At 60.9% G+C, this 17,474-nt stretch carries 16 protein-coding genes and 2 tRNA genes; 8 read left to right on the forward strand and 10 right to left on the reverse strand.

Going from position 1 to position 17,474, the window contains the following annotated elements; translation table 11 throughout:
• The first annotated feature begins 27 nt into the window (after positions 1 to 27).
• Both ACB035_RS13265 and ACB035_RS13270 read left to right on the forward strand, forming a co-directional pair.
• Positions 28 to 103 (forward strand) — tRNA-Lys (locus ACB035_RS13265).
• A 17-nt stretch (positions 104 to 120) separates the two neighbouring features.
• A tRNA-Val gene (locus tag ACB035_RS13270) sits at positions 121 to 196 on the forward strand.
• A 305-nt stretch (positions 197 to 501) separates the two neighbouring features.
• Here ACB035_RS13270 and ACB035_RS13275 read toward each other — a convergent pair.
• Positions 502 to 1,815, reverse strand: a complete 1,314-nt coding sequence (locus tag ACB035_RS13275; RefSeq protein ID WP_258720739.1) for a sodium-dependent transporter — start codon at positions 1,813 to 1,815, stop codon at positions 502 to 504.
• Positions 1,816 to 2,246: 431 nt separating this feature from the next.
• On the opposite strand from ACB035_RS13275, the gene ACB035_RS13280 reads away from it, so the two are divergent.
• On the forward strand, positions 2,247 to 2,966 hold the full coding sequence (locus ACB035_RS13280; protein ID WP_058059681.1) for an ABC transporter substrate-binding protein: 720 nt from the start codon (positions 2,247 to 2,249) through the stop codon (positions 2,964 to 2,966).
• A gap of 3 nt (positions 2,967 to 2,969) precedes the next feature.
• On the opposite strand, the gene ACB035_RS13285 is transcribed toward ACB035_RS13280, so the two are convergent.
• Positions 2,970 to 4,283, reverse strand: coding sequence for a sodium-dependent transporter (locus ACB035_RS13285; RefSeq protein ID WP_069554891.1), 1,314 nt, complete (start codon positions 4,281 to 4,283; stop codon positions 2,970 to 2,972).
• 211 nt (positions 4,284 to 4,494) lie between these two features.
• Complete coding sequence (locus ACB035_RS13290; RefSeq protein ID WP_371167435.1) at positions 4,495 to 5,334, reverse strand: isopenicillin N synthase family dioxygenase; 840 nt, start codon at positions 5,332 to 5,334, stop codon at positions 4,495 to 4,497.
• A 206-nt stretch (positions 5,335 to 5,540) separates the two neighbouring features.
• Between ACB035_RS13290 and ACB035_RS13295 the strand changes: the two genes are divergently transcribed.
• A complete protein-coding gene (locus tag ACB035_RS13295) occupies positions 5,541 to 6,104 on the forward strand; it encodes a DUF2799 domain-containing protein (RefSeq protein WP_005362971.1) in 564 nt (187 codons plus the stop codon).
• Positions 6,105 to 6,155: 51 nt separating this feature from the next.
• Here the strand turns inward: ACB035_RS13295 and ACB035_RS13300 are convergent, their stop codons facing one another.
• Entirely contained in the window at positions 6,156 to 6,974 is an 819-nt protein-coding gene (locus ACB035_RS13300) for a Cof-type HAD-IIB family hydrolase (RefSeq protein ID WP_371167436.1), read from the reverse strand.
• A gap of 110 nt (positions 6,975 to 7,084) precedes the next feature.
• Positions 7,085 to 8,314, reverse strand: coding sequence for an MFS transporter (locus ACB035_RS13305; protein WP_371167437.1), 1,230 nt, complete (start codon positions 8,312 to 8,314; stop codon positions 7,085 to 7,087).
• Positions 8,315 to 8,420: 106 nt separating this feature from the next.
• Here ACB035_RS13305 and ACB035_RS13310 point away from each other — a divergent pair, with 106 nt between their 5' ends.
• Both ACB035_RS13310 and ACB035_RS13315 read left to right on the forward strand, forming a co-directional pair.
• Complete coding sequence (locus tag ACB035_RS13310) at positions 8,421 to 9,044, forward strand: helix-turn-helix transcriptional regulator (RefSeq protein ID WP_368209590.1); 624 nt, start codon at positions 8,421 to 8,423, stop codon at positions 9,042 to 9,044.
• 311 nt (positions 9,045 to 9,355) lie between these two features.
• Complete coding sequence (locus ACB035_RS13315) at positions 9,356 to 9,832, forward strand: Lrp/AsnC family transcriptional regulator (RefSeq protein ID WP_005304871.1); 477 nt, start codon at positions 9,356 to 9,358, stop codon at positions 9,830 to 9,832.
• 131 nt (positions 9,833 to 9,963) lie between these two features.
• On the opposite strand, the gene ACB035_RS13320 is transcribed toward ACB035_RS13315, so the two are convergent.
• Together ACB035_RS13320 and ACB035_RS13325 are read right to left on the reverse strand one after the other, a co-directional pair.
• Positions 9,964 to 10,281, reverse strand: a complete 318-nt coding sequence (locus tag ACB035_RS13320) for a hypothetical protein (RefSeq protein ID WP_371167438.1) — start codon at positions 10,279 to 10,281, stop codon at positions 9,964 to 9,966.
• 145 nt (positions 10,282 to 10,426) lie between these two features.
• Positions 10,427 to 10,654 carry a hypothetical protein gene (locus ACB035_RS13325; protein ID WP_005335715.1) on the reverse strand — a complete coding sequence of 76 codons (228 nt, stop codon included), beginning with the start codon at positions 10,652 to 10,654 and terminating at the stop codon, positions 10,427 to 10,429.
• Between the two features lie 195 nt (positions 10,655 to 10,849).
• On the opposite strand from ACB035_RS13325, the gene ACB035_RS13330 reads away from it, so the two are divergent.
• Together ACB035_RS13330 and chrA are read left to right on the forward strand one after the other, a co-directional pair.
• The gene (locus ACB035_RS13330) at positions 10,850 to 11,305 is read left to right on the forward strand and encodes an NUDIX hydrolase (RefSeq protein WP_005362961.1); all 456 of its coding nucleotides are present in this window, start codon (positions 10,850 to 10,852) and stop codon (positions 11,303 to 11,305) included.
• A gap of 73 nt (positions 11,306 to 11,378) precedes the next feature.
• The gene (chrA, locus tag ACB035_RS13335) at positions 11,379 to 12,530 is read left to right on the forward strand and encodes a chromate efflux transporter (protein WP_371167489.1); all 1,152 of its coding nucleotides are present in this window, start codon (positions 11,379 to 11,381) and stop codon (positions 12,528 to 12,530) included.
• Between the two features lie 74 nt (positions 12,531 to 12,604).
• Here chrA and msrB read toward each other — a convergent pair whose 3' ends face one another.
• The 3 genes from msrB to glgB all read right to left on the reverse strand — a co-directional run bounded on the left by msrB (position 12,605) and on the right by glgB (position 17,393).
• A complete protein-coding gene (gene msrB, locus ACB035_RS13340) occupies positions 12,605 to 12,991 on the reverse strand; it encodes a peptide-methionine (R)-S-oxide reductase MsrB (protein WP_040068248.1) in 387 nt (128 codons plus the stop codon).
• Positions 12,992 to 13,059: 68 nt separating this feature from the next.
• Positions 13,060 to 15,216 carry a glycogen debranching protein GlgX gene (gene glgX / locus ACB035_RS13345; protein ID WP_371167439.1) on the reverse strand — a complete coding sequence of 719 codons (2,157 nt, stop codon included), beginning with the start codon at positions 15,214 to 15,216 and terminating at the stop codon, positions 13,060 to 13,062.
• Positions 15,216 to 17,393 (reverse strand): 1,4-alpha-glucan branching protein GlgB, encoded by a 2,178-nt coding sequence (gene glgB, locus ACB035_RS13350; RefSeq protein WP_371167440.1) that lies wholly within the window; start codon positions 17,391 to 17,393, stop codon positions 15,216 to 15,218. The genes glgX and glgB overlap by 1 nt, the downstream gene beginning before the upstream one ends.
• Between the last annotated feature and the right edge of the window lie 81 nt (positions 17,394 to 17,474).

The raw sequence follows: 17,474 nt of genomic DNA on the forward strand, positions 1-17,474 counted from the left end.
CCAGTTTGTAAAAAAAATGATTTAGATGGGTCGTTAGCTCAGTCGGTAGAGCAGTTGACTTTTAATCAATTGGTCGCTGGTTCGAATCCAGCACGACCCACCATCATTTCAAGAATCCCAGGTCGTTTAGCTCAGCTGGGAGAGCACCTCCCTTACAAGGAGGGGGTCACTGGTTCGATCCCAGTAACGACCACCATATTCGCAAGCGAGGCTGAGATATCAGCTGCGATTGCAGAGAAAGTCCCCATTCAGATGGGGATTTTTTTTGCCCGCAATTCAGTACTCCAGCTTCTTCTGTTGCCGTTGTGGCGAGCCGAACGCCACCTCTTATTGTGCCACTCTGCCACTCTGCCACTCCGATCCTTCTTCATCCTGCTCTTCCGAGATTGCCCGACTGCACTCCTGTCCATCGTGATGCTGCTCATATGAACGCCTGTAATAAAGTAAATGCCAGCAATAAAAAGGGCAGGCCAAGGCCTGCCCGCAAAGATGCGCAAGGTGCTACATGATCCCGCGGATCAAGATCCCGCTGATCAGCAGCGGCGCCACCACGCGCCAGCACCAGAGCAGCGCCAGACGCAGGGCGGGTGACAGGCCTACAGGGAGAATGGCATCACCCAATCGCCAGCCCAGCAGCAGGGTCAGTACCAGACCAAACAGCGGCATCATCAGGTTGGAGGTCAGATAGTCGAGCAGCTCGAAGATGGTCTTGCCAAACAGGGTCAGATCACTCCATGGGCCGAACGACAGGCTCACCGGAATGCCGGAGGCCATGATGAGCAGAGTCAGTACCCTGCAGGCGCCACGACGCGACCAACCCCACTCCTCGGTAGTGAAGCGCACCAGATGCTCAAGCATGGAGATGGAAGAGGAGAGGGCGGCGACCAGCAGCAACAGGAAGAAGACCACACCTAATCCCTGACCGAACGGCAGATGACTGAACACGGCAGGCATGGTCATAAAGGTGAGCCCTGGGCCCGCGGTGGGATCGATGCCGGTGGAGGCCAGCGCCGGGAAGATCATCAAGCCCGCCAGCACCGAGATAAGGCTAGCCAGTGTGACCACCCAGACCCCGGAGCGCAGCACCCCTTCGCTATTGGGCAGGTAGGCGCCATAGGTCGTGTGTACCCCGAGCCCGATGGAGAGGGAGAAGAAGGCCAGTCCCAGCGCGTCCAGCACGCTCTGGCCGGTCAGCATGGAGAAGTCCGGCAGCAGCAGCTGGCGCACACCCGCCATGGAGCCCGGCATGGAGAGGCCAACCCCCACCAGCAACAACATCATGATGAAGAGCGCGGGCATCATCCAGCGCAGTGCCCGCTCCACCCCTTTCTGAATACCCCCCTGCACGAACCACCAGGTAAGTCCCGCGAAGATCAGATGGGTCAGCACCGGCCACCAGGGGTTGCTGACATAGCCGTTGAACAGGGCGGTGAGGGCGCTCCCCTCGCTCAGGTTGAGCTTGCCAGCCATCGCCAGCGCGGCGTAACCCACGGTCCAGCCACCGACCACGCTGTAGAAGCTGTAGATAAAGAAGCCGCAGGCGATCCCCATATACCCCATCCAGCGCCAGTTCAGCCCCACCAGTTTGCGAAAGGCGCCGAGCACCCCGCGCTGGCTATGGCTGCCGAGCAGAGTTTCGCCGACCTGTACCGCTACCCCCAGGGTGAAGCTGAACAGCAGAAACACCAGCAGAAAAGCGCCACCGCCATTGGTGGCGGTCACATAGGGAAACTTCCAGATGGCACCAAGGCCAATCGCTGTGCCTGCTGCGGCCAGTACATGACCGAGACGGGAAGACCACTGAACCTGGCTCATACAACCTCCGGGTAACACGACATCGAAGCAATACTCCTGAGTAGCAATAAACGACAGACCATAAAAAAGGCCGCCTGAGGCGACCTTTGCAATGAACATTCAGAAAAACTGTGCGTGCAAGGTCACCTCTCTTGCGAGCTAAAAAATCGACCAAACAGCACGAGGATGGCAGACATGAGGTGACAACCTGACTAATGAATGAGGAAACAGCCTAAACCATGGAAAGAATAATTGACACATAAAATCAAAAATTTTTTTGTGTGCCGCTGTCACCACTCTGGCTATACGTACAACTCAATGGGGGAAAACCTCGCCGGGCCGTATCTTTTCTACCTTGTGGCTATTTACTGGGCGATAATCGACGTAGCTTCTTCTGGAACTAGTGACCGCTACATGGCGCTGACGGGAACAACGATGAGACAGGATGTCGTATGAGATGGATGGTGCTGCCCTGGTTATTGATCAGCCTGAGTGTGTCGGCGCAGCCCGGATTAACCCTGCTGAGTCACGACTTACCCCCCTTTACCGAATACCGCGACGGCAAGCTCGATGGCTTCGCCATTCGTTTGATTGATGAGGTGCAGGAGGAGCTTGGCACCCGCTATCCGGTGCGGATTTACCCGCTCAAGCGGGCGCTGGCGCTGGCACGGGTCGAGCCCGGCTATGGATTGTTCGTGGTACAGCGGCTCCCGGAGCGGGAGTCCCATTTCAAATGGGTTGGCCCGCTCTTTATCAATCGGGTCTTTATCTATCAGGCGCCGGATAGTCGCCACCCGCTGACCTCGCTGGCGCAGCTGCGGGATCTGCCCAGAGTGGGGGTAGTGCTGGGCAATGCCGATGATGTGCGGCTGACCCATGAGGGCTACACCAATCTGGTGCGCTACAAGACGGTCGGGGAGGCGATAGAGCGGCTGATGCTGGGCAAGATCGATGCCTTGCCGATGGCGGAGCTGGTGATGGAGGCCACCCTCGACAAGATGGGGTTATCCCGGCGCAGCATCGTCAGCAGTGGTGTACTGCTCCATCAGGCCGGTCTTTATATCGTCTTCTCCAAGGGAACGGATGATGCCGAGATCACCCGCTGGCAGCATGCCCTGGAGGCCGTCAGAGCCGCACAGGGGCGGGCCGATGAGCCCACCCGCGAAGAGTAACCGTCACACCAGACCGCGAATCAAGATCCCGCCGATCAGCAAGGGGGCAATCCAGCGCCAGCAGTTCATCAGCAAGTGATGCCAGTGGCTGGCAATCCCCTGCGGCAGCGCCTTGCGTCCCAGCTTCCAGCCCAGCAGCAGCGTCAGCATCAGGCCGAACAGCGGCATCATCAGGTTGGAGGTGACAAAGTCCAGCAACTCGAAAATGGTTTTGCCAAACAGGGTGGCGTGTTGCAACGGGCCAAACGACAGGCTGACCGGAACACCGCTAACCATGACGAATCCAGTGATGGCGCTGCAGGCCGTGCGGCGTGACCAACCCCAGGTCTCGCACAGGAAGCACTGCAAATGTTCCAGCAGGGAGATGGCCGAGGAGAGCGCCGCAAAGACCAGCAGGGCGAAGAAGATCACCTCAAGCACCTGACCGAAGGGCAGCAGCTGAAACACCGCCGGCATGGTCATAAAGGTGAGACCGGGACCGGATGCCGGGTCGATACCGGTCGAGGCCAGCACCGGGAAAATCATCAGCCCCGCCAGTACCGCCACCATGCTGGCCAGCAGTACCACCCAGAGGCTGGAGCGACCAACCCCTTCGCTGGTCGGCAGATAGGCGCCGTAGGTGGTGTGGATGCCAAGACCGATGGAGAGGGAGAAGAAGGCCAGCCCCATGGCATCGAGCACGCCGGACATCCCCAGCTTGCTGAAGTCGGGCATCAGGAAGTGACGTACTCCCGCCATCGCATTGGGCAGGGTGAGGCCAAAGGCGACCAGCATCAGGATCATCAGGAACAGGGCCGGCATCATCCATCGCAGGGTGCGCTCCACCCCTTTCTGAATGCCGCCTTGCACCACCATCCAGGTGAGGGCGGCAAACAGCAGATGGGTGAGAATGGGCCAGACGTCGCCGCTGACATAGTCATTGAAGCGGGCGGTGAGGGCTGCTGCATCACCATGGTTGAGATCGCCGGAGATGGCCATGCCGGTATAACCCAAGGTCCAGCCGCCCACCACGCTGTAGAAGCAGTAGATGAGCAGGGTAGAGATCACCCCCATTACCCCAACCCAGCGCCACTGTTTGCCGAGCAGATCGGAGAAGGCTCCCACTACCCCGCGGCGACTCATGCTGCCGAGCAGGGTTTCCCCCATCAGTACCGCAACCCCCAGGGTGAAGCTGAACAGCAGAAAGACCAGCAGGAAGGCGCCGCCGCCGTTGACGGCTGTGACGTAGGGGAATTTCCAGATTGCGCCGATACCGACCGCGGAACCCGCTGCGGCGAGGATGTAGCCGAGTCGGGATGACCATTGGGACTGCTTCATAAGAACTCCAATCGAGCGCCCCTTGGCAGGGGCAGAATGGCGCTCATGTTACGGAGGTCACGGCGCAATCACTACGACGGTTATCAGGTGTAAATGCGATTTATTGGCATGATTGGCTAATTTAATTCTGTTTTTTGCCCAATCCTGCCACCAAATAAAAACCGGAGCGAGATTGCTCCGGTTTGGTCTCTGAAAACTGCTCGTCGGTGGATTAGAGCACCCCGAGCTCCCGCAGCCGCTCCATCAGATAACTGTGAGCGGTATGGCGCTCTGAGAGCACCACCTCGGGCCGCGGATGGAGGAACAGCGGCAGGGAGATGCGTGACTTGCTGGCGCTACCGCCGGTCGGGTTGATGACGCGGTGGGTGGTGGAGGGGTAGTAGCCGCGGGAGGCCTCCTGCAGCATGTCGCCGATGTTGATGATGAGGGTGCCAAAGTCGCACGGCACGTCCATCCACTCGCCGTCGGAACCCTTCACCTGCAGCCCTGGCTCGTTGGCGGCGGGCAGAATGGTGAGCAAGTTGATATCCTCGTGGGCGGCGGCGCGGATGGCACCCGGCTCCTCGGTGCCATCGAACGGCGGATAGTGCAGCACCCGCAGCAGGGTCTTCTGGCTCTCTTCGATCATCGAGGAGAGGGGGCAGCTGTAGTGAGCGGCGATATCGGCCGGGGTGTACTGCTCCACCCAGCCCAGCAGCTCGGCGGCCAGACCGTTGGCCAGACGATAGTACTCCATCGCCTGCTCCTTCAGCTCTTCCGGCATCTGGCCCCAGGGGTAGATGTGGAAGTACTCCTTGATGTCTTTCTGGCTATGGCCCTTGGCCACCTCGGAGACCGACGGCGGGAAGTAGCCATCTTGAGTCTCGCGGTTGAACAGGAAATCCTGCTTCTGCTCGCTCATGAAGAAGCGATACCAGTTGTCGTAGATGGACTGCACCAGCTCTTTCGGAATGGGGTGGTTGGTCAACACGCCAAAGCCGGTGGTTCGCAGGGATTCGGTGAAGCGTTGGGCCGCATCGGGTGAGCGGTAATCGACGGTCAGGACTTTCATTGTTTTTGTTGCGCGCCAGTTAAAAGATGGCGCAGTTTACCTTGCACCTGATAACAAGGAAAGCGGGTTGGCCGCCCGTCTGGCACGGCGTTGAATAGTGACAAAAACATCAAATAAACCGCGCCAGACCGCACGGGAGCGCATCCCTTGTTATGGCCTTTTATCCTCTCTAGAATGCCGCTCACAATCTTTTCCGGAGTCTGTTCATGTCCCCCAAAATCCTGTTGCTGACCCTGCCGGTATTGCTGGCGGGATGCAGTGCCCTGTCAGAAGATGAGTGCCGCACCATGAGTTGGTACAACCTGGGTTATCAGGATGGATCGGAAGGCAAAACCCGTCAGGCGACCCGCGATTACGTTTCGTCTTGCAGCGAATATGGCCTCAAAGTGGATGAAGCCGAGTGGAAACGGGGCTACGACAAGGGGCTGGAGCTCTACTGCATTCCCGAGCTGGCTTACAGCAAGGGCAAGGAAGGGCAGGCTTATCTGGGGGTATGCCCCAATGACGCCAGCTTCCTCAAGCAGTATCAGCGTGGCTACGAAGAGTACAAACTGGCTGCTCGCCTGCGGGAGATCAGCGACGAGCTGGAGCGTACCGAGCGGGATATCGATACGCTGGAGCGCAGCATCCGCAACGAAACCAACACGGAACAGCGTGACTATTACCGCGCCAAGCGCGATCGGGCCATTCGCCACTACGAATCCCTGCGCCGGGAGTACAACCGTCTGCGCTATCCGGATCGGGTGATCCAGTTCTCCTTCGGCGGTTAATCCCTCTCTTCATGGCCAGCCCGCGTGCTGGCCATGTTGCATCTTGTCAGATCAGGGCAGTACCCAGCGCTGCAGCGCCAGTGCGATACCATCTTCGTTGTGGTCGGCCGTGACCCGATGGGCATGGCTCTGGATCTGCGGGGCCGCATTGCCCATGGCCACTGCCAGCCCCACCTGCTCGAACATGCTGATGTCGTTGTTGTTGTCCCCAAACGCCACCACCTGCTCCATCGCAATCCCTTCGCTGGCTGCCCACTGGGCCAGCCGGTTGCCCTTGCTGCAACCGGGCTGTACCAGCTCCACCGCATAGGGGGCCGCCCAGTCGCGGGTAAAGGGCATCTGCTCGACCACCTCGCCCATAAAGGTGTGCAGGCGTGCCGGATCCTGATTGAACAGCTCCAGCTTCCAGACCGGGTTGTCGAGCCAGCCTGCCAGCTCCTCGACCGGGTGGAGGGCGATCTTGAGGTGGTCCGGCTGATTGGCCGACCAGTGGCGGATGCGGGTGACATGCTCTTCACAGCCGATGTAGCCAATGCCCTCGCTCAGGTGGAACAGGGCGCCCATCTGCTGCGCCTCGACCGCGGTCAGCAGCTCGGTAAGCGGGGCGACCGCCAGCGGGTCGCCACGTAGGATCCGGTTCTGCACCGGATCATAGAGATAGGCGCCGTTGCTGCAGATGAGGGGGGTGTCGAGGGCCAGCTCGTGGTGGAAGGGACGCGCCGTCATGTAGTGGCGCCCCGTGACCAGCAGCACCTTGATGCCGTGGGCGCGGGCCTGCGCCAGGGCTGCCCGGGTGGCCGACGAGATCTTGTGATCCCGGGTCAGCAGGGTGCCATCCATATCGAGCGCGATGGCCTTGTACTCACTCATAGCTCCTCCAGCATCGAACAAATCCGCAAAGAGCTTTACCGTCCCAGACCCGGCGCCCCGATGCAAGTCTTGCCCGCAGCCGAAGCGCCGAACTGTGATCCCTTCGTGGCTCAGGTGCAGCTGGCCAGCTGTTGACGACGGTCGGCACGGCGACGCAGCAGATAGAAACCGGCGGCACTGGCAAGGGAGCAGAGGGTGGCGAGATAGAAGGGCCACTCGGTACCGGCCAGCAGCACCAGACTGCCGAGCAGCACCGCCAGGATCTCGCTGCCCACGGCGAGGGCTCGGTAGAGCCCCATCGCCTGCCCCTGCTGCTCCGGGTGACTGCGGTTGGAGATCGCCACCGTGGTAGCCAGCTCCCCCAGACTCATGCCGATGCCAGCGGGAACGAAGGTAAGCGCCAGTCCCCACCAGTGCACGGGCAGGATAAAGAGCAGCATGCCGCTCGCCATCACCAGATGGCCGACAATCCCGAGGGAGCTGCCGCGCCAGTGACGGGCGATGCGGGAGCCGAGCCAGGAGCCCGCCATCATGGGCAGGCTCACCAGCACCGCCGCCTGCGCCAGCTGGGCCGGATCCCAGGACAGCCGCTCCACCAGCCAGATATTGAAGTAGGTGAAATAGAGCTGCACGGCGCCATAGCTGATCAGGGTCAGTGCGAAGTAGGGGAGCAGGGCCGGTTGCAGCAGCAACTGGCGGCTGGAGATGGTCGCTGCCTGACGGGTGGCCGCCACCGGCGGACGATAGGGGATCAGCCAGAGCACCAGCAGCAGGTTGAGCAGGGTCATTCCTACCGCCAGCCAGGCGGCCAGACTGTAATCCCCCGAGATCACCGCGGCGTAGCCCCCGATCATCGGCCCCACGACCCAGCCCAGATTCATGCCGATGTTGATCCAGGCGAAGCTGCGTGCCTTGTGCTCCTTGCCGGCGAGATCCGCCGCCATCGCCTGCACGATGGCGATGTTGCCGTTGCACAGCCCCTCCACAATCCGGCTGAGCAGCAACAGGGGGAGGGAGCGCCAGGCGATACCGAGTGCCATCAGGGCATAGCCTGCCAGTACCCCCGCCAGCGAGAGTAACAGCAGTGGCTTGCGGCCATAGCGGTCGGAGAGGCGACCGAGCCAGGGGCTGCCCACCAGCTGGAACAGGGGATAGAGCCCCATGATGACCCCCAGCCACACCTTGCGGCTCCAGTCGGAGGCTTCCGGCGTCAGCATCCCCTGCGCTGGATCCAGCAGCAAAGGTGCCAACACCGGGGAAGGGAGACTGAAGCCTGCAACTGCCAGCGTGACCGTCATGACCAGCACCCAGAGGGGATTTTTGTGCCCGTGTTTCTCCATGTTGCACCCATTAAGTAAAGTTATTTGTTTATTTATGCTGATTCATAGACGGGATTAAGTAAAGTGAATTGTTGATTTAATAAAGGGCGATCCCCATAATGAGACCATGAACGCAAGCACCGACAAGATCCTGTTTCTGCTCAAGAGCCATGGCCCGCAGAGCGCCGCCGCGCTGGGGGAGCAGTTGCAGATGACCTCCATGGGCGCCCGCCAGCACCTGCTCACGCTCGAGCAGGAGGGGTGGGTTACATTCAGCGACGAGGCGCGCGGGCGCGGTCGTCCCGTGCGGCTGTGGCAGCTCACCGAGCAGGCCTGGCAGCGCTTCCCCGATAGCCATAGCGACCTGACCGTGCAGTTGATCGACAACGTGCGCGAGCTGTTTGGCGAGGAGGGGATGGAACGGCTGATCCAGCAGCGGGAGCAGCAGATGCTTGCTCGCTATCAGGAGGCGCTGGGGTCCCATGGCCTCTCTGGCCAGCTGGCGGCGCTCAAGGAGCTGCGTACTCGCGAGGGCTACATGGCGGAGATCCGCCGCGAAGAGGATGGCAGCTGGCTGCTGTGGGAGAGCCACTGTCCCATCTGTGCGGCAGCGCGTACCTGCCGCGGTTTCTGTCGCAGCGAACTGGCGCTGTTTCGCCAGCTGCTGGCGCCGGCGACGGTGGAGCGGGAGCAATATCTGCTGGAGGGGGCGCATCGCTGCCTCTATCGCATCACGCCGCCCGCGCTCTGATTTCGTCAAACGCCCAAAAACAACAAAGCAGGCGCCGGGATGCCTGCTTTGTTGCCTTCGGGGAGGGGGTTCTCTCGTTCCAGCCCGTCGTTTCCCGATAAGGTAAGACGGCTGATGGGGCTCTTGACCCGGTAAGGTCCTTCACCGCAGAGACCCGGTCAGGTATCTGCTTTGCCACCGGAAGATGTAACCATAGTATCCCTCCCGTGCCGGTGAGTGGTTGCAAAGTAACCACTTATTTCGGTTGTTTTTGCAATAGTTCACCCTTAATCTAGGAAAAGTGGATTAGTCATTGCAACGAGGAAGGGTAAATGCTGAAACTTGATCGCATAGACAGACATATTCTCGAGCTGATGCAGGAGAATGGCCGCATCAGCAATCTGGAACTGGCCGAGCTGGTCGGGCTCTCCCCGTCCCCCTGCTCCCGCCGGGTCAAGGCGCTGGAGGATGCCGGCCTCATCGACACCCACGTTACTCTGCTCAACGCCCGCCAGCTTGGCCTCACCCTCACCGCCTACATTCACATTTCCATGGACAGACATACGCCCGAGCGGTTCGAAAACTTCGATCGCGCCATCAGCGAACTGCCCGAAGTGCTGGAGTGTGATCTCATCACCGGCAATGATGCCGACTACCAGCTCAAGGTGGTGGTGCGCGACATGGAGCACTACCAGCACTTCCTGCTGGACAAGCTGACCCATATTCCGGGGGTGACCGGAGTGCGCTCCAGCTTCGTGTTGCGCCGCATCAAGCACAAGACGGCGCTGCCGCTCAACCATCTGGGGTGAACCCGCGCAAACCGCTCATATAAACAGAAAGAGGAGGCCTGTGGCCTCCTCTTTTGCTATTCGCTCTTGGTTATTCGGTCGTGGTTATCGGGTCTGGATTAGCTGTCGCGGTGACGGGGCGACTGCCGCTGTCAGACGCTGACCTGGCTGATGTCTTCCACCTGCAGCAGCCAGCCGCTCTGCTCCTGCTGCGGTTCGCCGCTGACCCGCAGCCGCTCGCCGGTCGGCACCCACTGCCCCTTGGGCAGGGATACCAGCAGGCTCTCGCTGCCGTTGTCGAACAGCCAGCGATCTTCGCCAAGCGATTCAATCAGATAACCTTCCATCTCCACTCTGGACTCAGCTTGCCAGGATGGCGCAACGGAATCACGGCTCTCGATGAAATCCCCCTGAACACCAAAACTGGCTAGCCCCCACAGAATGGAGAGCCCGACGATGGATGTTTGCATCTTGTCTCTCCTCTTTTGGAACTGTAGGGCCAGTATGGGAACAGAAAACTGAGCGCACCATGAACAAGGTGGCAAAGTGCTGGCGAGATCGCGAAAAAATCCGGCCAATTGGCCGGTAGTGTCATTTTATGGTGTCTGGATCACACTATTTGGCGGCTTCTTCTGCCATCCGTTCAGCTCTTGGCTTATTCGTCCACATGGCTACCCCGCGATGATCCCCACAGATCCCCTCTGCCACTACGGCGCGAACCCGGGTGCCATCTTTGCAAATGGCCTGCCAGGCGTCGGCATCATCGATGGCGAGCGAGTTGGGGGGCGGCGTGGTTTGGCAAGCCGTGAGCAGCAGAGCGCACAGGGGGAGCAATTTTTTCATGGCGGACTCCTCGGGGTGATGGGGGACTGAGAGGATTGGGATGACCTCTCCACTCCCCAGCATCAGTGATAACCGGTTAAGGGGCAAGGGGAGGGACCACTGACGGCCGCAGGTGCCGTGTAGTTGGGGCTTGCCCTGTGCCCTCCTTGGGCCTAAGGTGGGGCCGTTTTACTGCCTTATTGAAGGAGCGTTTTCATGTCCACTCTCTATCCCCGCGTCGGGGTCGGCGTCATCCTGACCAACGCCCAAGGCCAGGTGCTGCTTGGCAAACGCAAAGGGAGCCATGCCCCCTACTGGTCGATCCCGGGTGGTCATCTGGAGTTGGGGGAGAGCTTCGAGTCGGCGGCGATCCGCGAGGTGGCCGAGGAGACGGGACTTGAGATCCACGGGCCCGAGGTGGTGGCGGTGACCAACAATCTGGAGACCTGGCGCGAGAGCGGGCTGCACTATATCTCGGTGACGCTGCACGCTAAGGCCGATGGTGAGCCGCAGCTGCTGGAGCCGGAGAAGTGCGAAGGCTGGGTCTGGTGCGATCCGCGCGCGTTGCCCGAGCCCCATTTCGACGCCAGCCGTCAGTCCATCGCCTGCTGGCTGGCGGGACGCTGCTATCTGCCGGGTGATGTGCCAATGGTGTCGGCCGAATCAGCCTGATTGTCATAAAACGATCATCGCGCTGTCATAATATCCCCTCTCCATCGGGAGAAGAGAGATGAGGGAGAAGAGCGTGGGACAGGTATTTATTCAGTTTTTATGGCTGGGATGCATCAGTTTTGGCGGTCCGGCCGCTCATATCGGCTATTTCCAGCGCACCTTCGTCCAGCGGCTCGGCTGGCTGACACAGGCCGAATTTGCCCGCTTGCTGGCGCTGTGCCAGCTGCTGCCGGGGCCCGCCTCCAGCCAGCTTGGTTTCGCCATCGGTCGTCATCGCGCCGGTCTGGGCGGGGCGCTCTCTGCTTTTGTTGGCTTCACGCTGCCCTCATTTCTGCTGCTACTGGCGGCCGCGATCGGTATCGGTCAGCTGGGCAGCAATTTGTGGCTCGATGCGGCGCTGCATGGCCTCAAGCTGCTGGCGCTCATCGTGGTGGCCGATGCGGTGCTCACCATGAGTCGTCAGTTCTGTGCCACGGGAATGACCCAAGGGATCATGGTGGTGACCGCTGCTGCACTCTGGTGGCAGCCCGGTCTGCTGACTCAACTATTGATGCTGGTGGGGGCTGCGCTGATCTGCGCCCGCAGCCAGCGCGGGGCGGGTAGTCGCCCTGCCACCGCCGAGCTGCCTTCTGCCGCCAGCAGTCAGCCTCATTGGCCGACCCTGCTGCTGTTTGGCATCCTTTTTATCGGCCTGCCGCTGCTCGCTAGCCCGATTGGCCAGCTGGCTGCCGACTTCTATCGCGCCGGTAGTCTGGTGTTTGGCGGTGGCCATGTGGTGTTGCCGCTACTGCAAGAGAGCGTGGGACACACTCTCAACGAGCAGCAGTTTCTGACCGGTTACAGCCTGGCCCAGTTAGTGCCGGGCCCCATGTTTACCCTCGCCACCTATCTTGGTGCCCAGTTGCAGCCCGAGATGCCGATGATCGGGGCCCTGTTGGCGACCCTGGCGCTTTTTGCACCCGGCTTTCTGCTGCTCTGGGCGGTGGGCCCCTGCTGGCAACAGTGGCTGGCCCGCCCCCGTCTGGCGGGGGCCGTCACCGGCATCAACGCCGCTGTGGTGGGCTTGTTGCTGGCGGCGCTCTATCAGCCGGTGTGGCAGAGTGCGGTGTTGGCGCCGACCGATCTGGCGCTGGCGGCCATCGGCTTTTATCTGCTGCGGGTGTTGAAGTTGCCGGTGCCGGCCATCGCGGCCCTGCTGGTGATGGCTGCTATCCTGCTGGCGTGAACGCGGTGAAATCCCGATAAAAAACGGCGCCTCCGTGATGGAGGCGCCGTTTTTTATTGCAATGGGTCAGCCGCTTAAGCGTCGGGATCGAAATCCAGACTCAGGCTGTTGACGCAGTAGCGCTGCCCTGTCTCGGTCGGTCCGTCGGGGAAGACGTGACCGAGGTGAGAGCCGCACTGGCGGCAGGTGATCTCCACCCGCTTCATGCCGTGGCTGTTGTCTTCGGTGTACTCCACCGTCCCCTCGATGGCCTTGTCGAACGAGGGCCAGCCGCAGCCGGAATCAAACTTGGCTCCTGAGTGAAACAACACGCTCTTGCAGCAGACACAGAGGTAGTCGCCGCTCTTGCGATTGTGGAGCAGGGCGCCGCTGTAGGGGCGCTCGGTGCCCTTCTCCCAGCAGACGTGAAACTGCTCGGCGGTCAGTTTGCTGCGCCACTGTTCCGGATTGTTACTGCTCATACCGACTCCTTGCCATCCATACCGGAGCCCAGCATAGCGGCTCCGTAAAGCTGACTCCAGCATGCCTCTTATGCTTTGCCTGTATCTGTGATCGAGGTGGCAACCATCTCCTCACCGGATGCAGGGAGAATTTCCTGCTGCGCTGGCTGGGCATCCTCCGCCGTGCTGGCCAGCGCCACCCGCTCCAGCAGTTTGAGGGAGTGGGCCCGGCCGACTGCCACCTGCCGTTTGATGTCATCGGGCAGAAAGGGCAGCCCATCGTTGGTGGCGGTGTCGATGGTCTGGATCCACTCCAGCCCTTCCCCCGGCGGGGGCAGGCGGAACTGGATGTCATAATCGCTGGCGTTGAACAGCACGTACCAGCGCTCGCCAACACAGTTGATCATGCCGATATCCATGGCGAACGCCTGCCCCATGGGGGCGTGCCAATCCTGATCGGTGAGCTGGTGGCCGTCCGGGTGATACCAGTTGACCTGATGGCAGCTGGACGGGGTGCCATTCCAGCTGTCGTCGCTCAGTTGCAGGTTGGAGAAGACGCAGGACTCCGCCCGCAGCGCCATCATCTGCTGGGTGAAGGCGAACAGCCGCTCATCCTCCGGCCGCCACTGCCAGTTGACCCAGCTGATCTGGTTGTCCTGACAGTAGGCGTTGTTGTTGCCAAGCTGGCTGCGGCCCATCTCGTCGCCGGCAAGGAAGTGGGGAGTGCCTTGGGAGAGCAGCAGGGTGGCAATCAGATTGCGCTTCTGCTGCTGGCGCAGGCTGTTGACCCGCGGATCCAGGGTCGGCCCCTCTACCCCATGGTTATAGGAGAGGTTGTTGCCGTGGCCGTCCCGATTGTCTTCACCGTTGGCCTGATTGTGGCGCTGGTTGTAGGAGACCAGATCCTCCAGGGTGAAACCGTCGTGATAGCAGAGGTAGTTGACGCTGCTGTGAGGCGAGCGCCAGTTCTTCGGGAAGATATCCCGCGAACCCACCAGACGGGTGGCAAAGTCCCCCATCTTGCCCGCATCACCGCGCCAGAAGGCGCGCACAGTATCGCGGTAGCGGTCATTGATCTCCTGCCACTGGCTCGGGAACTGACCCAGCCGGTAGCCGAAGGGGCCGATATCCCAGGGTTCGGCGATGAGCTTGACTTGTGACAGCACTGGGTCGGCCATCACTGCCTTGAAGAAGGCACCCATGGGCTCGAACTCCCCCGCTTCCCGCGCCAGTGTCACCGCCAGATCGAAACGGAAGCCATCCACCTGCATCTCGGTGACCCAGTAACGCAAGGCATCGAGCACCAGCCGCAGGGTGTTGGGGTGATCCAGATTGACGCTGTTGCCACAGCCGGTCACGTTGGCGTGACGGGTGTAGTCCGGGCCGTGGGGGCCCGCTTCGAAGGCGTAGTAACCTGCGTTGTCAAAGCCCTTGAACGAGAGGGTAGGGCCGTCGAAGCCAGAGGCGGCAGTGTGGTTGTAGACCACATCCAGGATCACCTCGAGCCCGGCCCGGTGCAGCTCGCGTACCATGGTCTTGAACTCGGTCACCGCCTCGTCGGCTCGGGTGCTGTAGCGCGGCTCCGGGGCGAAGAAGGCGATGGGGTTGTAGCCCCAGTAGTTGGTCAGTCCCAACTGCTCCAGTCGCGGTTCCGACATGAAGGCGGCCACCGGCATCAGCTGCACCGAGGTGATGCCGAGACTCTTCATATGCTCGATAACCAGCGGGTGACAGATGCCAAGGTAGGTGCCCTGCAGCGCTTTGGGGATCCCCGGGTGCTGCTTGGTAAAGCCCTTGACGTGGGTCTCGTAGATAATGGTGCGGGCCGGGCTGATCCCGGGTTTGCCAACCCCTTGCCAGTCAAAGCTGTCATCCACTACCACCGACTTGGCAATCATCCCGGCACTGTCCCCCTGATAGAGGGCTTCATCCCAGTAGGTGGGATGACTGAGCGCCTTGGCGTAGGGGTCAATCAGCAGTTTTTGCGGATCGAACAGCATCCCCTCCTGCGGGGTGCCATAGACCCGATAGCCGTAGCGCTGACCGGCCTTTACACCGCGCACGTAGCCAAAGCGATACTGGCCACGGCGGCCGGGCAACTCCAGCCGCATCAGCTCCTGCTCCTGCTCGTCGTACAGGCAGATCTCCACCTTGTCCGACTGGGGGGCCCAGACGCAGAAGTGGCAACCGTTCTCGTCAAGGCGGGCCCCCAGCGGGTGGCCCACCCCTTTTTCCATTACAAGCATCAAGACTCCTGTTTGATAAACAAGGTCGCCAGCGGCGGCAGATCCAGCACTATGCTGTGTGCCATCCCCTGCCAGGGGGTCGGCTCGGCAGCGAACACCAGACCTACATCATAGTTACTACCCCAGTAATACTCGCTGTCGGTGTTGAGCACCACCCGATAGTGGCCCGCAGCTGGGACGCCGATCCGATATTCGAGACGGGGCACCGGGGTGAAATTGCAAGCGACCACAATAGCCTGCTTGCCCTCTTTGTCCGCCCGCAGCCAGGCAAAGATACTGTTGTCGGCATCGTTGTGATCCAGCCAGCGGAAGCCGGTCTGCTCATAATCGGCCTGATACAAGGCAGGCTCATGACGGTAGAGGTGGTTGAGATCGTGGATCAGCCGCTGCTGACCGGCATGTTTGGGATATTGCAGCAGATGCCATGGCAGCTGGGCATCGTGGTTCCACTCGTTGCTCTGGGCGATTTCGGTGCCCATGAAGTTGAGCTTCTTGCCCGGGTGGGCGTACATGAAGCCCATATAGGCCCGCAGGTTGGCAGCCTGCTGCCACTCGTCACCGGGCATCTTGTAGAGCATGGAGTGCTTGCCGTGTACCACCTCGTCGTGGGAGAGCGACAGGATGAAGTTCTCGTCATAGTGGTAAACCATGGAGAAGGTCATGTCGTTGTGGTGGTAGCGACGGTGGATCGGCTCTTTCTGCATATAGGTGAGGGTGTCGTGCATCCAGCCCATATTCCACTTGAAGCCAAAGCCGAGGCCGCCGAGGAAGGTGGGGCGGGAGACGCCGGCAAAGGCGGTGGACTCTTCGGCGATGGTCATGGCGTGGGGATACTTGCCGTAGACCTCCTCGTTGGTCCACTTGAGCAGGCTGATCGCCTCGTAGTTGTGGTTGCCGCCATCGACGTTCGGTACCCACTCACCGGCGTTGCGGGAGTAGTCCAGATAGAGCATGGAGGCGACCGCATCCACCCGCAGTCCGTCGATGTGGAACTTGTCGAGCCAGAACAGGGCGCTCGCCACCAGGAACTGGCGCACGGTGTCGCGGCCAAAGTCGTAGATGTAGGAGTTCCAGTCCGGGTGCCAGCCACGGCGCGGATCCTCGTACTCGTAGAGCGGGGTGCCATCGAAGCGGGCCAGGCCGTGGGCATCGGACGGGAAGTGGGCGGGCACCCAGTCCAGAATGATGCCGATCCCGGCCTGGTGGCACTGGTCGACGAAGTATTTGAAATCATCGGCGGTGCCGTAGCGGCTGGTGGGGGAGAACATGCCCACCGGCTGGTAGCCCCAGGAGCCGCTGAAGGGGTGCTCGGAGACCGGCAGCAGCTCGATGTGGGTGTACTCCATCTCCTTGACGTAGGCGACCAGCTCCACCGCCAGTTCGCGCCAGCTCAGGCTGTCGCCATTGGGGTGGCGTTTCCAGGAGCCGACATGCAGCTCATAGATGGAGAGCGGCTGCTCGCGCTTGTCGTTGTGCTGGCTGGCAATCCACTCGGCATCCTGCCACTGGTACTGGGCGTGGTCATAGACCACGGAGGCGAACGACGGATACTGCTCGCAGTAGAAACCGACCGGATCGCTCTTGTGGGGCAGCCGGTTGCCCATGGGGTCCTTGAGCTCGAACTTGTAGCGATCCCCGGCTTTGAGGCCCGGCACAAACAGTACCCAGTGACCGCACAGGCTGCGCTGCATCGGATGGCGGCGGCCATCCCAGAAGTTGAAATCGCCGATGAGGCTCACTGCGGTGGCGCTCGGCGCATAGACCGCAAAACGCACCCCTTCCACCTGTTGGCCATGATGTTCCACGGTGCGCAGCTGGGCGCCAAGGGTGTGGTAGAGGTTTTCCGGCTGGGTGGTCAGTTCGGCCAGGCCTGCCCAGGCGGTATCCTGAAACTGATAGGGGTCGATGACCTCGGTGGTGGCATCTTGGTAGCTGGCGATCAGCTGATAGGGGAAGGAGTTTTTGCGGCGGGTGAAAACAGTTTCAAAAAGACCCGATTCATCGGTGGGCGCCAGGGTGGCAACGACTTTGCCCGACTTGAGATCCTTGACGCGGACTTCGAGGGCATCAGGCAACCAGGCGGTCAGTTTGAGGCCGGGCCCATCCGGATTGGCCTGCAGGCCTAAGTGAGAGAAGGGATCGGAACAGCGGGCAGCAACCAAACGTTCAACGAGCATCGAGATTTCCTTTCATGACAGAGCATCCACTCCGGCCGAAGCCGGAGTGGATTTAGGTGAGAACGCTGTGAGAGACAGCGT

The sequence above is a fragment of the Aeromonas sp. S12(2024) genome (assembly GCF_041402305.1).
GTDB classification, from domain to species: Bacteria; Pseudomonadota; Gammaproteobacteria; order Enterobacterales; family Aeromonadaceae; genus Aeromonas; species Aeromonas veronii.